Here is a 19314-nt window from a genome sequence, read left to right on the forward strand (position 1 = left end):
AAACTTTTAGCCTTATGAACATCGACATACTTATTAGTAATATCACAAACCCTGTTCTATTATTTTTTATACTCGGTATTATTGCAACTACTGTAAATAGTGATTTAACGATTCCTGAATCTTCTTCTAAATTTATATCGCTCTATCTTCTATTTGCTATAGGATTTAAAGGCGGGCAAGAACTATCTCACAGTGATTTTAATGCGGAAATTTTAAACTCTATAATATTCGCTGTAGCATTATCTGCTTTAGTTCCTGTCTATGTGTTTTATAGCTTAAAGAAAAAAGTTGGAGTTCCCAATGCTGGAGCTATAGCTGCTGCCTATGGATCGGTGAGTGCGGTGACTTTTGTAACCGCAGTATCATTTCTTGAAAACCAAGGTATTGATTTTGGTGGTCACATGGTCGCAATTATGGCTATCATGGAATCACCTGCAATTATTGTTGGTGTGATTTTGATTATGCTAAATGATAAAGTAAAAACAAACAAAAACTCGATGGGTTCCATTTTAAAACATTCCTTTACAAGTGGCAGTGTATTGATGCTTGTTGGAAGTTTAATTATTGGACTCATTGCCGATGCTACACAAGCTAGAGGTATTGAACCTTTTACCACTGATATATTCAAAGGGTTTTTAGCCTTATTCCTTTTAGAAATGGGAATGGTCACAGCAAAACGTATTAAAGGCTTTAAGCAATATGGTTTATCCTTATTCCTCTTTGCTATAGTGATGCCTTTAATTAACGGATTATTGGTAGCTTACCTCAGTGGTTTTATAACTGAGAGTGAAGGAAATCGTTTACTGTTTGCTATTCTTGGTGCAGGAGCTTCATATATCGCTGTGCCTGCAACCATGAAATTAGCCGAACCTCGAGCAGATGCTGGAATATACATACCAATGGCTTTAGGGATAACATTCCCCTTTAACATCACCATTGGCATGCCCATATACTATGCCTTTATACAGATGACCTAGTCTAAATCTAATCTAAAAACTTCAGAAAGATGTTCTGCGCTTTCCATAGAAACTTTGAGATCATTGATAACTCCATCTTTAAGATCATAAACCCATCCATGAATTTGAAGACCACTTTTGTCTTTCCACTTTTGTTGAATGATAGATGTTTTAGCTAAATCATAAACTTGTGCCTTGACATTTAATTCAACTAAACGATCAAAACGTTCTTTATCTGATTCTATTTTTTTTAGCTCGGTGTAGTTGTCTTTATAAACCTCCTTTATATTTCTGACCCATTTATTGATAAGACCGAGAGACTTATTTTGCATTGCCGCCTGTACACCACCACAACCATAATGACCACACACAATTACATGTTGTACCTCTAAGTGATTAACCGCATAATCTAAAACACTTAGCATATTCATATCGGTATGTACCACCATATTAGCAATATTTCGGTGAACAAAAAGCTCTCCTGGATGTGTACCAGTTATTTCATTAGCTGGTACCCGGCTATCGGCACACCCAATCCAAAGCACAGGTGGTTTTTGTCCCTTTGCCAAATTTTTAAAGTAGTCCTTGTTGTTCGTGGTCATTTCTTCGACCCATTCTTTGTTGTTAGCTAATAGCTTGTTATAATATGTATTTGGCATTTTATATTGATTTTAGTTTGAGTCTTTAACGTTTTGCTTAATCCAAGATAGGCATTCTTTAAAAGATTTAAAAATATGTGATTCAGGCACAAAATCTGGAATAATATCAATTCGTTCCATCATGTATCTTGGTTGTTTCAATAAATTTACAAATAATACTTCAACATTTCTGGATTTTAATTCAAGTAACATGTCTTCCATGGCATAGAGTCCAGATTGATCCATATATTGCATACGACCAAGTCTAAGTATTACAATAGAGGCAGTAACCGGTATTTGTAGTGTAAGTTGCTGGAAATCTGATGTTGACCCAAAGAATAAAGGTCCTTTCAAATGTTTAATAAATACCTCTTCTTTTAATTGCTTCGGAAAATCAGCTTCATCATCCCACGCTTCTTCTTTTAGAGACTTTACGTCCGATCGTTCGGCAGTGAGATCTCCAATTTTTTTCATAAACATAAGTGAGGCAATCACTAAACCTATACCAACAGCATAGATTAAATCCCAAAATGTAGATAATAACAATACTATAAGCATAATCAACACCTCAGAACTTAACTTGAGAGGTCCTAACTTTATATCTTTTGGTAAACTCGGGATTGCCTTTAAGCCTTTGTAATCCATGACACCAATTCCAACAGTGATTAATATTCCTGCCAAAACTGCAGCTGGAATTTTAGAAGCAATTGGTCCAAGACCTAGCAAGATAATTAGTAGCATCACACCGGCTATCATTCCTGAAAGTTTAGTTTTACCTCCAGCATTAATATTAACTACGGTTCTAATGGTCGCACCAGCACCGGGAATACCTCCAAACAACGCTGCAATACTATTGCCAATCCCTTGTCCAACCAATTCTTTATTTGGTTTATGTTTGGTTTTGGTCATGTTATCAGCAACCACACTAGTTAATAGAGAATCAATAGCCCCAAGTAAGGCTAATGTTAAGGCTGTAAAAATATAAGGTGTGATATTACCAATACTAAAATTACTAAACATTTCTAGTCTAGGCATGGGAATACCTGTTGGTATCTCTTCAATGGGTCTATAGTCAAGACCAAAGCCAACTGCAATACCTGACATAACAACCAGAGCCACCAAGGAACTTGGGACTTTCTTTGTAATTCGTTTGAAACCAAATACAATAACTATAGTACCAAGAGCGAGAATTAGCTCCAACCAATTAATATTTTGCAACGCTCTAGGAATTACTTTTAATGCACCAAGAGCTCCAGAAGCTTTTTTTGCTGCTAATGTTTGTGATTCTTTAAGGATATTTTCTTGTGAGATTTCATTAGAACGCTTAATTGTTTCTTTGAAATCTTCTAACACCAAAATTCCTTCACCAGCTTCATCTTTTAAGATATTTTGCAAAATGACCTCTTCTGCCTGAGGTTTAAATTGCTCTACAAAAACCATATCCTCCTTTGGGTAATATCCTAAAGAGGGTAAAATTTGGGTTATTATTATAATGAGGCCAATGGCCGTCATGAACCCAGATACCACTGGATAAGGAATATACCTTATGTATTTCCCCAAACCTATCGTTCCCAAGCCTATTTGCATTAATCCAGCTAACAGAAAAACGGTCAGAATAGCGGGTAAGGCTTTATCAATATCTCCATCGTTTGCAGCGATTATTCCAGCAATAACAATCATACTCACCGCAGTCATTGGAGCAGTAGGTCCAGAAATTTGGGTTGGTGTTCCACCAAATAAAGCAGCAAAGAAACTGATAAAAATAGCCCCATATAATCCGGCGCTTGGACCCAATCCAGAGGAAACTCCAAAGGCAAGAGCAAGAGGTAATGCCACAATTCCGGCTGTAATCCCACCAAAGGCATCCCCTTTGATATTTGAAAATAAATTCTTCATAGTTAGGTTGTTAGTAATACTTGATTAATAAAAACATCAATAGTGTTATCTGGTAATCAAATTACAAGAATCCCGAAGTTAACTTAATTTTTAAAATATTAAAAATTACTGCTTGAACTTTAATTAGAAATTAATAAGAATGAATTTATTGATAAAACTATAAGAACTGTATTGATTGACTTAGACCAAACATTCAAAACAAAAAAACTTCCAAAACATAATAACTATGTGTATGGAAGTTTTTACTTCGAAATATATTTAAAAAACTAATGCTATGACACTAATTCATTTTTAATTTGAACCTTGTAATTATCGATATTATTCTTTAAACCTAAATTGTTCAAAGACACTTTTCCTTCAGAATCCAAAACATTAGAATCTGTCACAACTAAAACGACTCCATTGTATCTTTTATTTACATAATGGGAAATACGATCTCCAAGAAAATTGAATCTTTTTTGCTTTCTTTCCCCAAGAATAATCAAATCTGGATTAGAAGTATTAATACAAGTTTCAATGTCATTTTTAATATTTCCAAAAGCAAAGGTTGACTTAATATTAATATTATTTTCTTTTGAAATTGGATTCACTAAATCTTTAATTTTCCTTTCTGTTTGATTACAAACTTCACTGATAGTTCGCATAGCAGATAATGGGTTTTCAGTCTGTACAACCTCAGTTGCTTCCTTTGCATAAAAAAACTCAACATTTGCATCAATTTCAAGAGATAATTTAGCAGCATATCTTAAAGTCTTTTCTGCACTTTGTTTTAAATCTGAAAGGACTAATATTTTATATTTATTGTTTTTCATAATTTTTTGTTTTCTATTTATTAATAGTCACTTAATACAAGCGTTCGTTTGTCCTCTGTTTTTACGTTTGAAAAACTTACTTCTTCGAGACTCCAATTGTAATTCTTATTGTAGGATTTAAATCTGTTTGAGTCATTAGTGTCGATTACTTTTAAATACATCCACTCATTATCTAATAAAGTTTGAAGATGCTTATTTTTTCTTAGAATCAACTCTACACGTCCTAAAGGTGCATGAATCATAGTTGTTAATCGCAGTGGCTGGTGATACATTTCTGTATCTGAGGCTTTTAGAGACTGCAATGGCAATCCCATTTTTAAATCCCCTCCATTACCTTGAACCACTCCAAATTGACCAGTAATATTATGTGTAATTTTTGAACCTCCACCAAACCTATTATTATCGACTGTACTAAAATAATAGTGGTTATTAATCCATTGAGTGACAACCATTGGCCCTCCCATAATACCTTCTAAGGCTTTACCTTCTGGATCTAATTCCCAGTTGTAAGAGTGCATAAAACATCTTCCATCAAGATGCATTGTAGATGTTAAATCTCTAGATCCAACAATAAAAGCCGCATTCTTTGCTAAACCCCATTCTGGTCTTGTTTCTCCCCAATTTAAAGATTTCTTTTTGGCCAATTCTACACTTCCCGAAGTTACATTTAAACGTTCTGAAGTCGCTGTCTCCTGCACTTTTCTAAGATTTTTCTTTAACATACTCAGTCGTTCTAGATGTGTTTCTGGTATGTGTGCATCAAATAGTACAATTTCATCTGTTGTTGTATTGTGTTCAGCTCCAACAAAAACTGTATCTGTAGGAATATCAATTTGATGAGATGATTTTAATTCTGCTCTAACAGCATTGTCATTCGCTAACGTTGCTAAAAGTCTAGCATTATGTCTTCCCGGGCTTGCCGCGCAAGCACCACAATCTAAACTAGATCCAAAGGGGTTATTTGCGGTATGGCTTCCGTGACCCGCAAAAATTACTAAAGGCGCAAAACGTTCCCAACCCATTAAGTCAAAACCAGACTTTACAATTGCTACTTTTTCTTGAAGAGCGATATCTTCTGAAGTTTTGTTTTTATCATTGTAAGCAATTCGAGGCTCGCAAAACGACTCATAATCACGCTTATTTCTGTTCTTAATTTTAAAATAAGAACTTGGTATAAAAGACTGTGCAATTAATGACAATCCGTAAAATGCCCCTGCACCTTCTACAAATCCAAAAGATGATGGTAACATATTCTTAAGTCGTTTTAAGATATGTGTTTTTGCCTTAGACATCCTTTTCTCACTCTTAAAGTTAGCATCTTTTTGAGCTAATTCTAAATTTGGAGTTTCTGTAATCTTGTATGGTGAACCAACAATTGGAGGACAAGATTTAATACTTATATCTTCCTGATAATGCTGGTAATCTGCTGCAATTCCGAAGAAACCTGCATAGCCATAAGTTTCGTAATTCCCAGAAGCTTCTACATGTCGACGTATCATTTCAGATCGTGTATCTATACAAAACACCATTTGAGCATCTGGCAATTCCGTTTTTTCTTTTGAGACATCAAATCTGATATTATTGGTTTTTAAATCTGAAACCAATCGGTTTTGAAATGTTGCTTCCCAAGCCTTAAGCCAGAGGTGTTTAAGCTTTACCTCTAAATCATTTTGACTAGTTTCTACGACAATCTCTAATGGCATATTAAGATGATTCGCAATAGTTAATCGTACTGCCAAATAATCTTCAATAGTTATAGGGAATTGTTGTTGCCAAACTGAGTTCGTATCTATACGATGTTTTATGTAACCTGTCCAACCTGATAATGCCGCTATATGAGCACTGAATAATTCATTATAGTTTATGATACTATGTGCGCTTAATACTTGCTCTAAGGCTTCAATGCTTGTTTTAGGCAAGTGCTTTAAACTAGGTTTACCGATATCTTTATCATATACAGCTAAGGCTTTCCAAGCATTGTAAAACCCTTTTTCTTTATTAGGTATTTGCCATTCTGCCATACCTTCATCCATAAAAACCGCTAACCATTTCGCCATAATGACGTCTAATTTTGAAGCCGGCTTTTGCAAAGGTGTCGTTTCAAGACGTTCCATCTCCTGCAAATAGGCTTCAGGAGACTTTAATAATTGTGCTTCCTTTAGCATTTCCGATAAAACAGTCTTATCGATATCGTTGTTTTCGAAGGCTTGTTTGTAAATAGAAGCGCTAGGATAAGAATTCGATTTTAAAAAACGTCCTGCCTCTTGTACCGCATCTTCAAAAGGCAACTTTTCATAGCCTGATAAGGGATTTGAAGTGACAAAAGAGTAAAGTGGCCAAGTTGTACCAATTCGTTTTGAAGCAGCTTCAATACTTAATAAAATTTGCTCTTGCTTAGTCATAACTATTTAGTTTTAAAAGAAATGATAGATTTACTTATGGGTTGTGAAATGTTCATGAGTTTTACATAGAGCCAGGGTATTTTTCTGTACACACCAGATAGCATAATGTGAAATCCGATTAGGAAGACTACTCCAAATATGATGTGTATTGGCGTTAATGCAATAGGCATGTTTGCCATTGGCATATCATGCATTAATATGGTTACTCCATTAAAGACTAATGCGTAAACTCCTATTCCAAGAATGATTAGTATTGGTGTTACTAGAAATTTTTGAGTACTAGAAAGACTCGCTTGGTTTAGTATGTTATAAACCACTTGCCCTACCGTTATTGCAACAATAAACGTTAGAAAGAGTCCACTGTCTATGCTTAATCCTTTTCCTGTGATATATCCAAAAAGCAGGCCTCCTATAACAGCTGAAAACGTAATGATTATAGCTTGTAAAGGTTTAATTACAATACTATCGGGCTTTTTTGGAAGTGAATTTTTTATTTCCTCACCTGCCGACAAGAATAAATAGGCCTTATAAAATCCATGAAGTATAAGGTGCGTAATAGCTGCAGAGAAAAACCCAAGTCCACATTGCATTACCATAAAACTCATTTGCGCAATTGTGGAACACGCTAATTTTTGTTTCACATTTACTTGCATTAATTTACTAAACTGCGCCACAATAGCGGTTAAACCACCAATAATAAAAATTAATAATAATACATTAGCCGTAAATAATAATGGAGCAAATAGGGTCAATAAAATCCCTGCACCATTAACAAAACCAGCATGCATAAGTGCAGAAGCAGGAGTTGGTGATGTCATTGCAGATAATAACCATCTATGGAATGGAAAAATAGCTGACTGAATTATTGCCGCCACTATAATGCATAATGCAGATATAGTAGTTATCCATTGTGGAACCGTGTATATATTTGCTAATATTTCATTTTTCGTGAATGTTCCGGTGCCATAAACTAGGATCCCAATAGCAATGGCTAAAAACAATGAACCTCCTATGTAATTTAGTCTGGCAAATTTTGCGGCATGTTGTGCTTCTTTCCATTCTGAATCTATGCCTATTAATTTGGACATGATTAATCCCATTAATAACCAAAAGAACACCAGTAAGAAAACGTTATTTGAAATAACAAAAAGCATCACGGAAAAAGAAAAACCTAAACAATACAAAAGAAAGCTTTGTTTCTTTTTGAAACCTTTCATGTAGTTTGTAGCGTACATTTGAACTATGGCGCTAAAAAAGGCGACAACAGTCCATATGACTATGCTAAAACCATTTATCTGAAATAGATTTCCAAAATTCCAACTAGGGAAATCAGAAAAATAGTAGACTATTAAAGTAGCGTTAACCAAAAAAATAAGCCAAGTCATTGGAATTAATATTTTAGATAACAAAGATTTGCTGTTTAGTTGCTCTAAATGATTTGTTGTTGACATAAATAAAAATCGTTTCGTTTCTTATTAATTTTCATGTGTTAAGATGAATTCTTAAACCACGGTGCAAATGTCAATAAACAATTTCATATATTTTTATATATATATTAAATGAATAATATAAATATTTTTTATACACACCCTGTTAGGCATCGTATTCATTGGATGTTTACAAAAAAAAAGAGCATCAAATAATGATACTCTGGCTTCAATTTTAGTGTTAAAAAAGGTTAAAACGTCTTTAGCATTTTAATATCATCATTCAAAACCCATCCTGTTTTACCATCAGAAAGCTTAATTTTCTTCCAATTATTTATGGTATCCAAGACTTGGACTTTGGTGCCTTCATGAAGTTTAAATGATTCTGTGCTTCTTAAATTAGGTTCGCTTTTTATTTGTGCTTCCTGAGCAAACACAATAGCTGGTTGGTCTTTTTCTACCAATTCATACTTATGGAATGCAAATGCTAAAGCCACAAAGGCTAAAATGATACATACCGAACTTGTTATAAAAGCAAATCGTTTTTTAGCTGTACGATGCGAAAAGACATAAAATAAAAATAGAATAACGAAAAGAACCACCAATACTACAGCTAATTTTGCCCAATTATCATAGCTCATAGTGTTGGTCGCTTTATTCAAGAGTCTTGAAAATCCAACCTCCGGTAACACTTCTATATCATCAATAGTCATATTACGAGCATAAGTAATATTGTTCAATATCTCTTTATCTCGAGGTTTTAATAATAAAGCTTTTTCGTAGTAATAAATACTCGGTGCTATATGGTTTAATTTATAATGCGCATTGGCCATATTATAAAACAATTCAGCAGAATGCTCACCACTATCTAAAATGGTATGATACTTTTCTATAGCTTTAGCATAATTTCCTTCATTATACAAACTGTTAGCTTGTTCAAAGACCTTTTCATTTTGAGCAAATGACGATGTCAAAATAAAACATACAAGTATGTGTAAGAATTGTTTCATCTCTACCTTAATTCTTTATCAATGATTGATATGGTGGAAGCAGATTTCTCATAGTCTTGTTGCATCTCTACATTCGTAATAGGAGTGTATCTTGCCAATTCACAATGCTCTAATATGCTAATAAATTCTTTTACCGTAGACGCATTAACTTGACGTTGAATTAACACGTCCTGTATTTTTTCTTTACTGAAATCACTCGTCTCGATATGCAACTTAGCCTTTAAATAATTATGCAATGCTTTTTCTAAAGCTATATAAAAGGCCTCTTTATTTCCTAATGCTTTTTTAGCTTCACCTAAATAACGCTTGGCTAATTTATCAGCTTTTCTAATTTTATTCCCAAAAACATCAGCACTTCGCTCTTCTTTCTTTTTACGATATACAATCGCTAATGGAATTGCTAAAAATGGCAGTAATAGTGAACCCCAAAATCCAGTAGATTTGAAAAAACTTTCTGTATCAACCGGCTTTAAATTAGCATCTGTTTTAATAAATGCAAACTGGGCTAGATTTGATGTCATTTCTTTTTTATTATCGACTGTAGACGCAATATTATCATCCCCAGACGAATTATTAATAGGGCCTTCTATAACATCTATCACAATTTCACCAGAAGACACACGTTTGTAGGTTTCTGTTTCCAAATCAAAATAAGAAAACGAGAGGCTAGGAATTGGATATTTCCCTTTGTACCGTGGTACAATAGTATAATTATCTGATATAGAACCTTGCATGCCAGTCAAATTCGTTCGAATTGATTCGTTATGTTCTGGTTCATAAACCTCAAGTGAACTTGGTACAGTAAGTTTTGGTAATTGAAATAAATTGAGATTGCCTTTACCTGTAACTTCTACTCTGGCTTGTAATGATTCAGAAGCGTTTAATTGCGATTTTGAGGTGATTACATTAAACTTAAAACTACCAACTGCCCCTGTAAAATCATCTGGTTTTCCCATTTCTGGTAAAGGTTTTACATTAATGGTTCGACTCCCTGCGGAAACTGTTCGATTGACCTGAGCCATGTGCCGCCCTCCAAAAATATCACGACGGTTGGTTGGTACTTCAACAGTAATATCTAAAGTTAGTGGTTCAATTTCTAACTTCCCTGTCTTTTGCGGATAAAGTACTGTTTTCCTCAAAACAACATACCGATAATCTTGCCCTTTGTATTTTCCGTTTTGAATGCGCAACCCCTTGGTATCTATTTTCTGACTCCAAAAGTCATTATACCTAGGGTTCTCGATTTCTCTCCAATTACTTACTCCTGTAGCAGCAGAAACATATAATTTATAGACCACTGTAATAGCCTCATTAAGATAAGGGTCTGATTTAGACACCTCAGCGACTAAATGAATGTTTTCAGAGGCTACACCCTCAACATTATAAGGATCATTTGGGCGTTTTACAGCATTTGTAATTTGTACACTTACAACTTGAGTTTTATATATTTCATCATCTATTTCAATACTCGCTTGATTGATTTTGAATGTTCCCTTTCTTTTAGGTGCTAAAAAATAGCTATAGGTTTTCGTGTAAGAATGCTGCCCATTTAACCATGAGTTACTGACTGATGTATTTGGACCGCCAACCACATTGAAGTTAGTAAAATCTGGTGGATTGAAATTATCACCATCCTTATTCATGACAAAATCAATACGTAATCGCTCATTTACACCAAGCTTGCTTTTGCTAACTTTCGCTTCAAATTTCACTTGAGCCGACGCTAGTGTCGTAAAAAGCACTATAAAAAGTACTGCTATGTATTTTAAGGGTTTCATTTGATTCAACTACCAATCTTTTTCAGGTTTCACTTTGACTCCTTTTTGTTTTTCAGCATTGATTTTTTCTTGAACTTTTTGTTCTTGATTATTCATTGCCTCTAACAAGTTTTTTATTTGCTGCGGAGATAACTGTCCTGGTTTAGGTTTCGGTTTTCCTTTTTGTTTATCATCTTTTTTATCTCCTTTACCTTGATCTTTTTCATCTTTAGGTTTACCGTCTTCATTTTTCTCATCATTCCCTTCTTTCTTATCCTGATCTCCTTTGTCTTCAGGATCATCCTTTTTTTCGTCTTCTTTCTTCTCCTCGTCCTTATTCTCGTCTTCCTTATCCTCGTCTTTCTTCTCCTCTTCTTTTTCTTTTTTGTTTTCCTGCTGTGCGGCACACTCTTTAGCGACTACCAAATTGTAACGTGTTTCATCATCAGTAGGGTCATTCCTTAAGGCGTTCTTAAAAGCCTCAACAGCTTCTTGACAAAGCTCCTTTTTCATTAAGATATTTCCAATATTGTGATACGCTTTATGTTTATCAACCTTTGATGTGGCATTTTCGGCAGCCTGAGCGTGGCGATATAATGCTTCTTCATAATTTCCTTTCTCATAATAGGAATTTCCTAGATTGTAACTTCCCGCTACAACTGAAGGGGCTTTCGAAATTGCTTTTCTATATTCCTTTTCTGCGGAAATAAAATTATCAGCTTCTGTTAGCTCATTAGCCTCATAAATAAAGTTAGTTGCCGTTCGTAAGGTTAATTGCTTCTCTCTTTCCTTGTCTTTATCTTGAGCAAAGGTGAGTGCTGTTGCTAAAACCGAACAAATAATTAAAAGCTTCTTCATTTTTATTTACGTCTTAAAATTCAGCATTTAAAGCAGCTCATCTTAATTTTTTAGAATCACTCAAGGCTTTAAAACTGTAAGTTGTATTATCAACATGATGTTAAACCAACCAAACAGCAATATAAAAAACTGTAAGACTTGATATAGTTAAAAAATTTATAAAATATTGATGGTTAAGGATGAACTAAATATTCTCATTAAACAGATTGAGTCGCTTTAACCATGCCGTTTTTCGTTCAAGTAAGAATAAATCGATAAACAAAAAGAAGATTCCAAAACCTAAAAACCATTGAAATTGATCTTTATAGTCTGCGAATTCTTTCGCTTCAAATTCCGTTTTATCCATACGATTCAAAATATCTTTAATCTCTTCAATCACTTCAGAGGTATTATTTCCTGAAATATACACGCCGTTAGCTTCTTTCGCTATTTCCTTTAAGGTATCTTCATTGAGCTTAGTAATCACGGTTTCACCCTGATTGTCTTTTTTATAGTTTAATAGAATCCCATTTCGTTTAATAGGTATTGGTCCGCCATCAACATCTCCCACACCAATAGTGAAAATTCTTATACCTTCATCAGCAGCTTCCTCGGCAACATTTGTAGCAACCTCACTATGATCTTCACCATCGGAAATAATAATTAGAACTCGATTGGTTTGCTCTTCGTCATCAAAATAGGTTTTTGCTAATTCTATAGCTTCATTGATGGCCGTTCCTTGAGACGACAACATATCTGTATTCATGTTTTGAAGAAACATTTTAGCCGAAGCATAATCGGTAGTAATCGGCAACTGAGGAAAAGCTTTCCCCGCGTATGCAATAATCCCAACCCGATCGCTGGCTAAATTATTAATAATCTGTGACACCAATTGTTTTGATTTCTCTAAACGATTAGGAGCAATATCTTCAGCAAGCATACTTTTAGATACATCAACGGCAAATACAATATCTACACCTTGACGCTTGACCGTTTCTAGCTTAGTACCTATTTTAGGATTAACTAGGGCAATGGATAAACATGCAAAAGCCAGACTGAGCATTACAACCTTTAAAACCGATTTAAAAAACGATTGGTTCGGACTTAAACGTTTCAACAATTTGTTAGAGGCAAAACGTTTTTGTGCTCTATATTTCCAAAATTGAAGTATAGCAAAAAAGAAGATAATTACTGGTATCACCAGCAAAACCCAAAACCAAACTTTTTCCTCTAATTGAAAATCAAACATAATTTTTATACAAAACTTCTAAAAACAGTCATTCTTAATACGGCTTCTATGAACATTAAACCTAAAGCAATTAAAACCAACGGCCGATATTTTTCATCGTATGTGGTGTATTTAATCTCTTCTATTTCTGTTTTTTCAAGTTTATTTATTTCGTTATAAATCTCTTTTAATTTCTTATTATTAGTGGCTCTAAAGTATTTTCCACCTGTGACATCTGCAATTTCATTCAGTAGGTCTTCATCAATTTCAACCTGCACGCGTTTGTATTGAAATGTCCCATTTCTATTGATAGAATATGGAGACAATGCCATACCATTTGTACCTAGACCAATGGTATATACTTTAATACCATACTCAACCGCTAATTCACTAGCAATTTTCGGATCAATAAAGCCAGAATTATTGACACCATCAGTCAATAGAATAATCACTTTACTTTTAGCCTTACTATCTTTTATTCGATTTACCGAAGTCGCTAACCCCATTCCAATCGCTGTTCCACCTTCAATAATTGTATTGTACTTAATATCTCTTAATGACCTTAGCACTATACCCTTATCACTGGTAATCGGTGTTTTCGTATAGCTTTCTCCTGCATATTCTACAAGCCCAATTCTATCATTTGGTCGTCCTTGAATAAATTCGGAAGCAACCTTTTTTAAGGCTTCTAAACGGTTTGGCAAGAGGTCTTTAGCCAGCATACTTGCTGAAACATCAATAGCCATTATGATATCAATACCTTTAGTGGTTTTCGTTCTAGTCGTTTCGTCTGAAGTTCTAGGTCTAGCTAATGCCGTAATTAAAAATGCTAAGGCTAATAATCGAAAAACAAAAAGCAAAGGACGTAATTTTGGCAATAGAGAATTCCCTACTTTAAATCCTTTAATACTAGATATTTTTAACTCAGCAGTTTGACGGTTACGTTTAAAAAAGTACCATAAAACAGCTATTGGAAGTAGTAAAAACAGCCAAAAAAATTCCTTATTTAAAAACTCTATCCCTTCAAACATCAGTCTTCCACTTTTTTAAGTTCTACAGAATTTAAAACGCGATCTATAATTTGGTCAGCATACTCGTTTTCATTATTCCATACCAAGGCAATTTTCTGCATCACAGATTTGTCATCGGCTACAAAAATGAGAATGACATATTCCCCTGAACGGTATTCGTCTTTAATATTCGTAGGAAATTCTCCCGTTCCAAATATCTTTATACCTTCAGCCGCATTTGGTGTAATGAATTGTTCTTGTTTGACAAGTAAATTTCTTGCCCCATTTTTTTCAAACGTTTGTATTGTTTCTTCAACCGCTCCATTCACATCTATTTCTTCATTTTCCTTCAACTCGTATCTCGTTGTTCCCACACTAATGTCAAATGCCGAATCCGTATCGCCATAGGCGAAGGCAACACGTTGAAGCGCTTGTGTACTATCTATGGCCTGTAACTCTATACGCTCTAAGACTTCTGGTGTTGAAATCATTATTGGTGGAATACCATACTCACTTCTCACCCAATCACCTTCAAGCAACGATTTATCTTCGTCACCAATGATGGTATCAACTACGTATTTAAATCCGTATTTCACCCCAAACCCAACAAAAGTTGCTGTTAATATCAATATACTTGCAGCTATGGTAATCCAAATTTTTTCACGTTTCTTTTTACGTTTCTGTTGCTCTCTATATTGTTGATTCAGTAATTTTTCCTCTTCAGTTGGCTCAGGCAATGCTTCCTTAACCTGATCAATTTCAGTATCAATAGTCGCTCTGTCCAGCTTTGCCAATTCAATATCTGGAGCAGACTTTGCGAATTTAACCAAATCGGCTCGTTGCAATATGGTTTGAATATTATCAATGTCAGCTTTACTTAAATCAATTTTATTGGCGTCGCTTAATAAATTCAAACGGTCTATCAACTCATCAGTTGTGCTTTCAAGTGCCCGATGGTAGACTTTTTCATCCAAATACTTTCTAATAATAAAGGTGAGTTCAGAGTAATATCCTTTCAATTCTGATTTCTGAAGATAGTCACTTTCATCTAATTTTTTTAGTGCTAACTTGGCTCTATCATAAGGAGGAAGCATAGCAATCTCTTCTTCCTCTGTTAATGGCTTTTTTCTCCAAATGAACCAATACAGAAGAAACACCACTAAAGCCAAAGCCAAACCTATTATGATTGCATACTTCCACCAATCACTTGATGCTTTCTCTACCTGAATCATGGGTTTGATATCATAGAGCTTCTGCTTGGTTGTATCAACCGCCACAGTACTCACCTGAATTTGTAATGAATCTGTGTAAAAGATTCTATCACCTATAATGATTTTTTGCTTCGGAATGGTATAACGACCAGAATCAAACTGCGTTAATCCGTATTTTTTAATGAACTGAAACTTGGTATTATTCTTTGTGGTATCTACCTTATAAGATTCAATCATTTCCAAAGGCAAAAAAGTTTGACCTTCTGGAAACACAACTACATCTATGGTATCGACTGCAACCTCAATTTTATAAGTTATCTGTTCACCTATTCTAATTTTAGTGGTATCTATCGAGGATTTAACTTGAGCATATGAGTATGCTGACCACAGAAAAAAGAGTATAAAAAATACCACTGACAATGGACCTCCAAAGACAGTAATATTTCTATTCAACATTTTAAAATTGTTAATCATAACTCTTATTATCCTCTTCTTTTAAAATAACCTAATAACTTTTTAACATAACTCTCATCAACGCGACAATCTATAGTCCCTGAGCCAGATTTTGTAAAAGTTTCTTTGTAATATTCTACCTTTGATCTGTAGTATTTGCCATAGTTTAATCGCACTGTATTTGATGCTGTATTAACCAATGCGAGTTCTCCAGTTTCTTCATCTTCCATTTGTACCATTCCAATATTTGGAATTTCAACTTCACGCCTATCATAAACTCTAATTCCAGTAATATCGTGACGCCCAGCAGAAATTTTTAGATTTTGCTTGTACTCATCATCTGTAATAAAATCACTTAATACAAATACAATCGCTTTCTTTTTCATCACATTAGATAAAAATTTAAGTGCTTCGGAAATATTAGTCAGTTTACTTTTAGGTTCAAATTCAATGAGTTCGCGTATAATACGAAGCACATGAGAACGTCCTTTTTTGGGTGGAATATATAATTCAATCTCATCTGAAAACAGAATGAGTCCTATTTTATCATTATTTTGTGTGGCTGAAAAGGCTAGAGTAGCAGCGATTTCAGTAACAATTTCATTTTTAAATTGATCTACGGTTCCGAACAGTTTTGAACCCGAAATATCTACCATAAGCATCATAGTTAGCTCACGTTCTTCTTCAAATACTTTAATATAAGGTTCGTTATAACGGGCCGTAACGTTCCAATCAATATTGCGCACATCGTCTCCAAACTGATATTGTCTTACTTCAGAAAATGTCATCCCTCGTCCTTTGAAGGTCGAGTGATATTCACCACCAAAGATATGATCAGACAAACGACGTGTCTTAATCTCAATCTTTCGTACTTTCTTTAGTAATTCCTTAGTATCCATTGTTTCAGTTTGCAGTGGTCAGTTTGCGGTTAGCCGTCCTAAATGGCATTAATTAGTATCAAGTTTTAGTCATGTTTAACGACATACTTGCTTATAAATACGCTCTACTGATTAAGGTACTTCGATTTCGTTAACTATCTTATTGATAATATCTTCTGAGGTTACATTTTCGGCCTCTGCTTCGTAAGTAATTCCAATTCTATGACGTAATACATCATGAACAACAGCTCTCACATCCTCAGGTATGACGTAACCTCTGCGTTTAATAAACGCATAACATTTTGCCGCTATTGCTAAATTGATACTTCCACGTGGAGAGGCGCCAAAAGAAATAAGCGGTTTTAAATCGGCTAATCGATATTGGTCTGGATAACGAGTTGCGAAGATAATATCGAGAATATATTTCTCAATCTTTTCATCCATATAGACCTCTCTTACAACCTCTTGCGCTTTTAATATTTGAGAGACTGAAACGACAGGGTTTACTTTATCCCAAGCTCCTTTAAGATTAGCTCTCATAATAAGTTGTTCTTCTTTTTGCTTAGGGTAATCTATAACTGTTTTTAACATAAAACGATCAACCTGTGCTTCTGGTAGTGGGTAGGTTCCTTCTTGCTCTACCGGGTTTTGAGTGGCCATTACTAAGAATGGTTTATCTAAAATGAACGTCTCATCTCCAATGGTTACTTGCTTTTCCTGCATGGCTTCCAGCAAAGCCGATTGTACTTTGGCTGGTGCTCTATTGATTTCATCTGCCAAAACAAAATTTGCGAAAATGGGTCCTTTCTTAATCGAAAAGTCATTGACTTTCATATTGTAAATCATGGTACCAACAACATCTGCTGGTAATAAATCTGGAGTAAATTGAATTCTACTAAAGCTTCCATCTATAGCTTTTGCCAAGGTATTAATCGCTAGTGTTTTAGCTAGCCCAGGAACACCTTCAAGTAAAATGTGTCCTTGACCCAATAAGCCAATGAGCAATCGCTCTACCATGTGTTTTTGTCCAACGATGACTTTGTTCATTTCCATCATTAACAAATCAACAAAAGCACTTTCCTTCTCTATTTTTTCATTAATGCTCTTAATGTCAATTGTACCAGTTTCTTCCATTATTCAATAAATTTTAAAGCTGTGATTTTCACGGTTTAATTATGAACCGCAAATTGTTGATTTTTTTGCTGTCTTGCTGTTAATAATTGGTTAAAACTTCATGGTATACTGAACTTTTGAAAGATTTCATAAAAAAAGAGCAATACGAAATGTGTTGCTCTTTTTTAAAATTATTATTGATATTATTACATAAGTTCAATTATACCTATATCCGTATTTTCACCAATAAGTACCTGAATATCTTCAATAATTAAATCATTTAAATCGGATGAGGGGTCAGGATTTATACTTAAATTAAAAATCCCTTCGGGTAAGCCAACTAATAAGAAATTTCCATTTGCATCAGTGAAAGTTGAAACTTCTTGATCATCGATATTAATAATTATTTCAGTTAATACACTCGATGGAGTAATAGTCCCACTAATAGTACCTGAAGTAATTTCTGGAATAGCTCTAATCACGGGTTTTAATATTATATTACTAGAATTCCCAGCATTTACAATAGATTCATCAACATTAAAATCAAGTAAAAAGGTATATTCAAAATTTGGTAACAACTCTTCATTGACTTGAATCTTCAATCCTGATTGTTGGGCACTAGGAGTTGATAAAGGAAATTCTTCACCATCTATTACTATTGTGTTATTGTCTCCAAGAACAAGTCTTATTTGATTTAATGTTCCTGATGGTATCTGATAATTATCAGCTAGAAGAACATTTACGCCTCCTGTTAATTCCAATAGATTATAAATTCCGGTGTTAATAGCTTCAAGGCTTTGCCAGCCATTTTCAGAATCATCATCATTATTTAATTTTACGAGTATATCGACCACATCAACATAAACAAACTCATAATCTCCAGGGGCGTCTGATAGTTTCACCGTTATTTTAGAACTCCCTGTTGATATATTTGAGTTAGTATTGTTGGAGCACCCCGAAAATAAAAATATCATTATTAAGAGGTTGGAATAGATTTTGTTTTTAAACATGATTATAACTTTATAATATATACGAACAAAGACTGAAAATAGATGATTAAAACAATTGAAACTGTCTTAAAGTCACACTGGTTTTAGGCCTTAGCTGAGCCATACCATCTAAAATAATAATAGATTCTGGTATATCAAATTCAATCACAAACTCATAAATCTTATTAGAATTCAATTCTTTATCGACCAAATTTACAGTTGCACCCTGCAATTCTGGAGCCATGACTAAATCATAGTTCAAACCTTGGTTTATTAAAGAATTATTCTCTCCTAAAATCAGTTTCAAATTATAAATATGACTTAGTGATACTTCATCAAAATCAACAAGCGTGACCACCCGATCTCCAATGATTTGACAAAAATCATGAATTCCCATATTTACGGTATTCAAACTTATCCAAGCGTCTGCATCTGTGGCATCAGCCTTTACCTGAAATTGAATATCAGATATTTCAATATTTACATGACTAAATTGGCTTGGCAAACCTGTTAATTTTATAGTAACAAGCGCACTATTAGAGTATGTTTCAGTTTCATATTCCTTCGAGCAACTACTCAATGTAAGTGTGATAAGCACACTGTAAAAAAGTGCTTTGTAGGTTGTAATTAATTTCATGATTTGGGATTAATAATTATTACAAGGCAATGATAGTCTCTTCTTTTAGATTTGTCTATT

Annotated in this window: 16 protein-coding genes; 1 reads left to right on the forward strand and 15 read right to left on the reverse strand. The window is 34.2% G+C overall.

Annotation, left to right across the window (positions count from 1 at the left end; all coding sequences use genetic code 11):
- Nucleotides 1-14 precede the first annotated feature (14 nt).
- Entirely contained in the window at nucleotides 15-977 is a 963-nt protein-coding gene (locus BLT57_RS01670; protein ID WP_091421347.1) for a sodium-dependent bicarbonate transport family permease, read from the forward strand.
- Here the strand turns inward: BLT57_RS01670 and can are convergent.
- The 15 genes from can to BLT57_RS01745 form a co-directional block, all read right to left on the reverse strand.
- Nucleotides 974-1615, reverse strand: a complete 642-nt coding sequence (gene can, locus BLT57_RS01675) for a carbonate dehydratase (protein WP_091421349.1) — start codon at nucleotides 1613-1615, stop codon at nucleotides 974-976. The genes BLT57_RS01670 and can overlap by 4 nt on opposite strands.
- Before the next feature lie 12 nt (nucleotides 1616-1627).
- Nucleotides 1628-3490, reverse strand: coding sequence for a SulP family inorganic anion transporter (locus BLT57_RS01680; RefSeq protein WP_091421351.1), 1863 nt, complete (start codon nucleotides 3488-3490; stop codon nucleotides 1628-1630).
- Nucleotides 3491-3762: 272 nt separating this feature from the next.
- Nucleotides 3763-4302: a universal stress protein gene (locus tag BLT57_RS01685; protein WP_091421354.1), complete on the reverse strand. Its 540-nt coding sequence runs from the start codon at nucleotides 4300-4302 to the stop codon at nucleotides 3763-3765.
- A 20-nt stretch (nucleotides 4303-4322) separates the two neighbouring features.
- Nucleotides 4323-6704 (reverse strand): DUF2309 domain-containing protein, encoded by a 2382-nt coding sequence (locus BLT57_RS01690; RefSeq protein WP_091421355.1) that lies wholly within the window; start codon nucleotides 6702-6704, stop codon nucleotides 4323-4325.
- Nucleotides 6705-6706: 2 nt separating this feature from the next.
- On the reverse strand, nucleotides 6707-8089 hold the full coding sequence (locus BLT57_RS01695) for a proton-conducting transporter membrane subunit (RefSeq protein ID WP_231928742.1): 1383 nt from the start codon (nucleotides 8087-8089) through the stop codon (nucleotides 6707-6709).
- 293 nt (nucleotides 8090-8382) lie between these two features.
- Nucleotides 8383-9141 (reverse strand): tetratricopeptide repeat protein, encoded by a 759-nt coding sequence (locus tag BLT57_RS01700; protein WP_091421365.1) that lies wholly within the window; start codon nucleotides 9139-9141, stop codon nucleotides 8383-8385.
- 2 nt (nucleotides 9142-9143) lie between these two features.
- Nucleotides 9144-10919 carry a BatD family protein gene (locus BLT57_RS01705; protein ID WP_091421368.1) on the reverse strand — a complete coding sequence of 592 codons (1776 nt, stop codon included), beginning with the start codon at nucleotides 10917-10919 and terminating at the stop codon, nucleotides 9144-9146.
- Nucleotides 10920-10928: 9 nt separating this feature from the next.
- A complete protein-coding gene (locus tag BLT57_RS01710) occupies nucleotides 10929-11756 on the reverse strand; it encodes a tetratricopeptide repeat protein (protein WP_091421372.1) in 828 nt (275 codons plus the stop codon).
- Between the two features lie 184 nt (nucleotides 11757-11940).
- A complete protein-coding gene (locus BLT57_RS01715; protein WP_091421375.1) occupies nucleotides 11941-12984 on the reverse strand; it encodes a VWA domain-containing protein in 1044 nt (347 codons plus the stop codon).
- A 5-nt stretch (nucleotides 12985-12989) separates the two neighbouring features.
- On the reverse strand, nucleotides 12990-13994 hold the full coding sequence (locus BLT57_RS01720; protein WP_091421379.1) for a VWA domain-containing protein: 1005 nt from the start codon (nucleotides 13992-13994) through the stop codon (nucleotides 12990-12992).
- Entirely contained in the window at nucleotides 13994-15640 is a 1647-nt protein-coding gene (locus BLT57_RS01725) for a BatD family protein (RefSeq protein ID WP_231928744.1), read from the reverse strand. Before BLT57_RS01725 ends, BLT57_RS01720 begins: the two co-directional genes overlap by 1 nt.
- Nucleotides 15641-15666: 26 nt before the next feature.
- Complete coding sequence (locus BLT57_RS01730; RefSeq protein WP_091421385.1) at nucleotides 15667-16536, reverse strand: DUF58 domain-containing protein; 870 nt, start codon at nucleotides 16534-16536, stop codon at nucleotides 15667-15669.
- Nucleotides 16537-16647: 111 nt separating this feature from the next.
- Nucleotides 16648-17649 carry a MoxR family ATPase gene (locus tag BLT57_RS01735; protein ID WP_091421389.1) on the reverse strand — a complete coding sequence of 334 codons (1002 nt, stop codon included), beginning with the start codon at nucleotides 17647-17649 and terminating at the stop codon, nucleotides 16648-16650.
- 185 nt (nucleotides 17650-17834) lie between these two features.
- Nucleotides 17835-18530, reverse strand: coding sequence for a DUF4382 domain-containing protein (locus tag BLT57_RS01740; RefSeq protein ID WP_231928746.1), 696 nt, complete (start codon nucleotides 18528-18530; stop codon nucleotides 17835-17837).
- Nucleotides 18531-18684: 154 nt separating this feature from the next.
- A complete protein-coding gene (locus BLT57_RS01745) occupies nucleotides 18685-19254 on the reverse strand; it encodes a DUF4382 domain-containing protein (RefSeq protein WP_091421392.1) in 570 nt (189 codons plus the stop codon).
- Nucleotides 19255-19314 lie beyond the last annotated feature (60 nt).

Origin of the sequence: Formosa sp. Hel1_31_208 (assembly GCF_900104785.1) — a bacterium.
Classification (GTDB): domain Bacteria; phylum Bacteroidota; class Bacteroidia; order Flavobacteriales; family Flavobacteriaceae; genus Psychroserpens.

Coding starts and splice junctions, on each gene's coding strand:
- BLT57_RS01745 (WP_091421392.1), bottom strand. CDS start 19,254: ATGAAATTAATTACAACCTACAAAGCACTTTTTTACAGTGTGCTTATC.
- BLT57_RS01705 (WP_091421368.1), bottom strand. CDS start 10,919: ATGAAACCCTTAAAATACATAGCAGTACTTTTTATAGTGCTTTTTACG.
- BLT57_RS01715 (WP_091421375.1), bottom strand. CDS start 12,984: ATGTTTGATTTTCAATTAGAGGAAAAAGTTTGGTTTTGGGTTTTGCTG.
- BLT57_RS01710 (WP_091421372.1), bottom strand. CDS start 11,756: ATGAAGAAGCTTTTAATTATTTGTTCGGTTTTAGCAACAGCACTCACC.
- BLT57_RS01670 (WP_091421347.1), top strand. CDS start 15: ATGAACATCGACATACTTATTAGTAATATCACAAACCCTGTTCTATTA.
- BLT57_RS01680 (WP_091421351.1), bottom strand. CDS start 3,490: ATGAAGAATTTATTTTCAAATATCAAAGGGGATGCCTTTGGTGGGATT.
- BLT57_RS01695 (WP_231928742.1), bottom strand. CDS start 8,089: ATGACTTGGCTTATTTTTTTGGTTAACGCTACTTTAATAGTCTACTAT.
- BLT57_RS01735 (WP_091421389.1), bottom strand. CDS start 17,649: ATGGAAGAAACTGGTACAATTGACATTAAGAGCATTAATGAAAAAATA.
- BLT57_RS01730 (WP_091421385.1), bottom strand. CDS start 16,536: ATGGATACTAAGGAATTACTAAAGAAAGTACGAAAGATTGAGATTAAG.
- can (WP_091421349.1), bottom strand. CDS start 1,615: ATGCCAAATACATATTATAACAAGCTATTAGCTAACAACAAAGAATGG.
- BLT57_RS01700 (WP_091421365.1), bottom strand. CDS start 9,141: ATGAAACAATTCTTACACATACTTGTATGTTTTATTTTGACATCGTCA.
- BLT57_RS01685 (WP_091421354.1), bottom strand. CDS start 4,302: ATGAAAAACAATAAATATAAAATATTAGTCCTTTCAGATTTAAAACAA.
- BLT57_RS01690 (WP_091421355.1), bottom strand. CDS start 6,704: ATGACTAAGCAAGAGCAAATTTTATTAAGTATTGAAGCTGCTTCAAAA.
- BLT57_RS01725 (WP_231928744.1), bottom strand. CDS start 15,640: ATGTTGAATAGAAATATTACTGTCTTTGGAGGTCCATTGTCAGTGGTA.
- BLT57_RS01720 (WP_091421379.1), bottom strand. CDS start 13,994: ATGTTTGAAGGGATAGAGTTTTTAAATAAGGAATTTTTTTGGCTGTTT.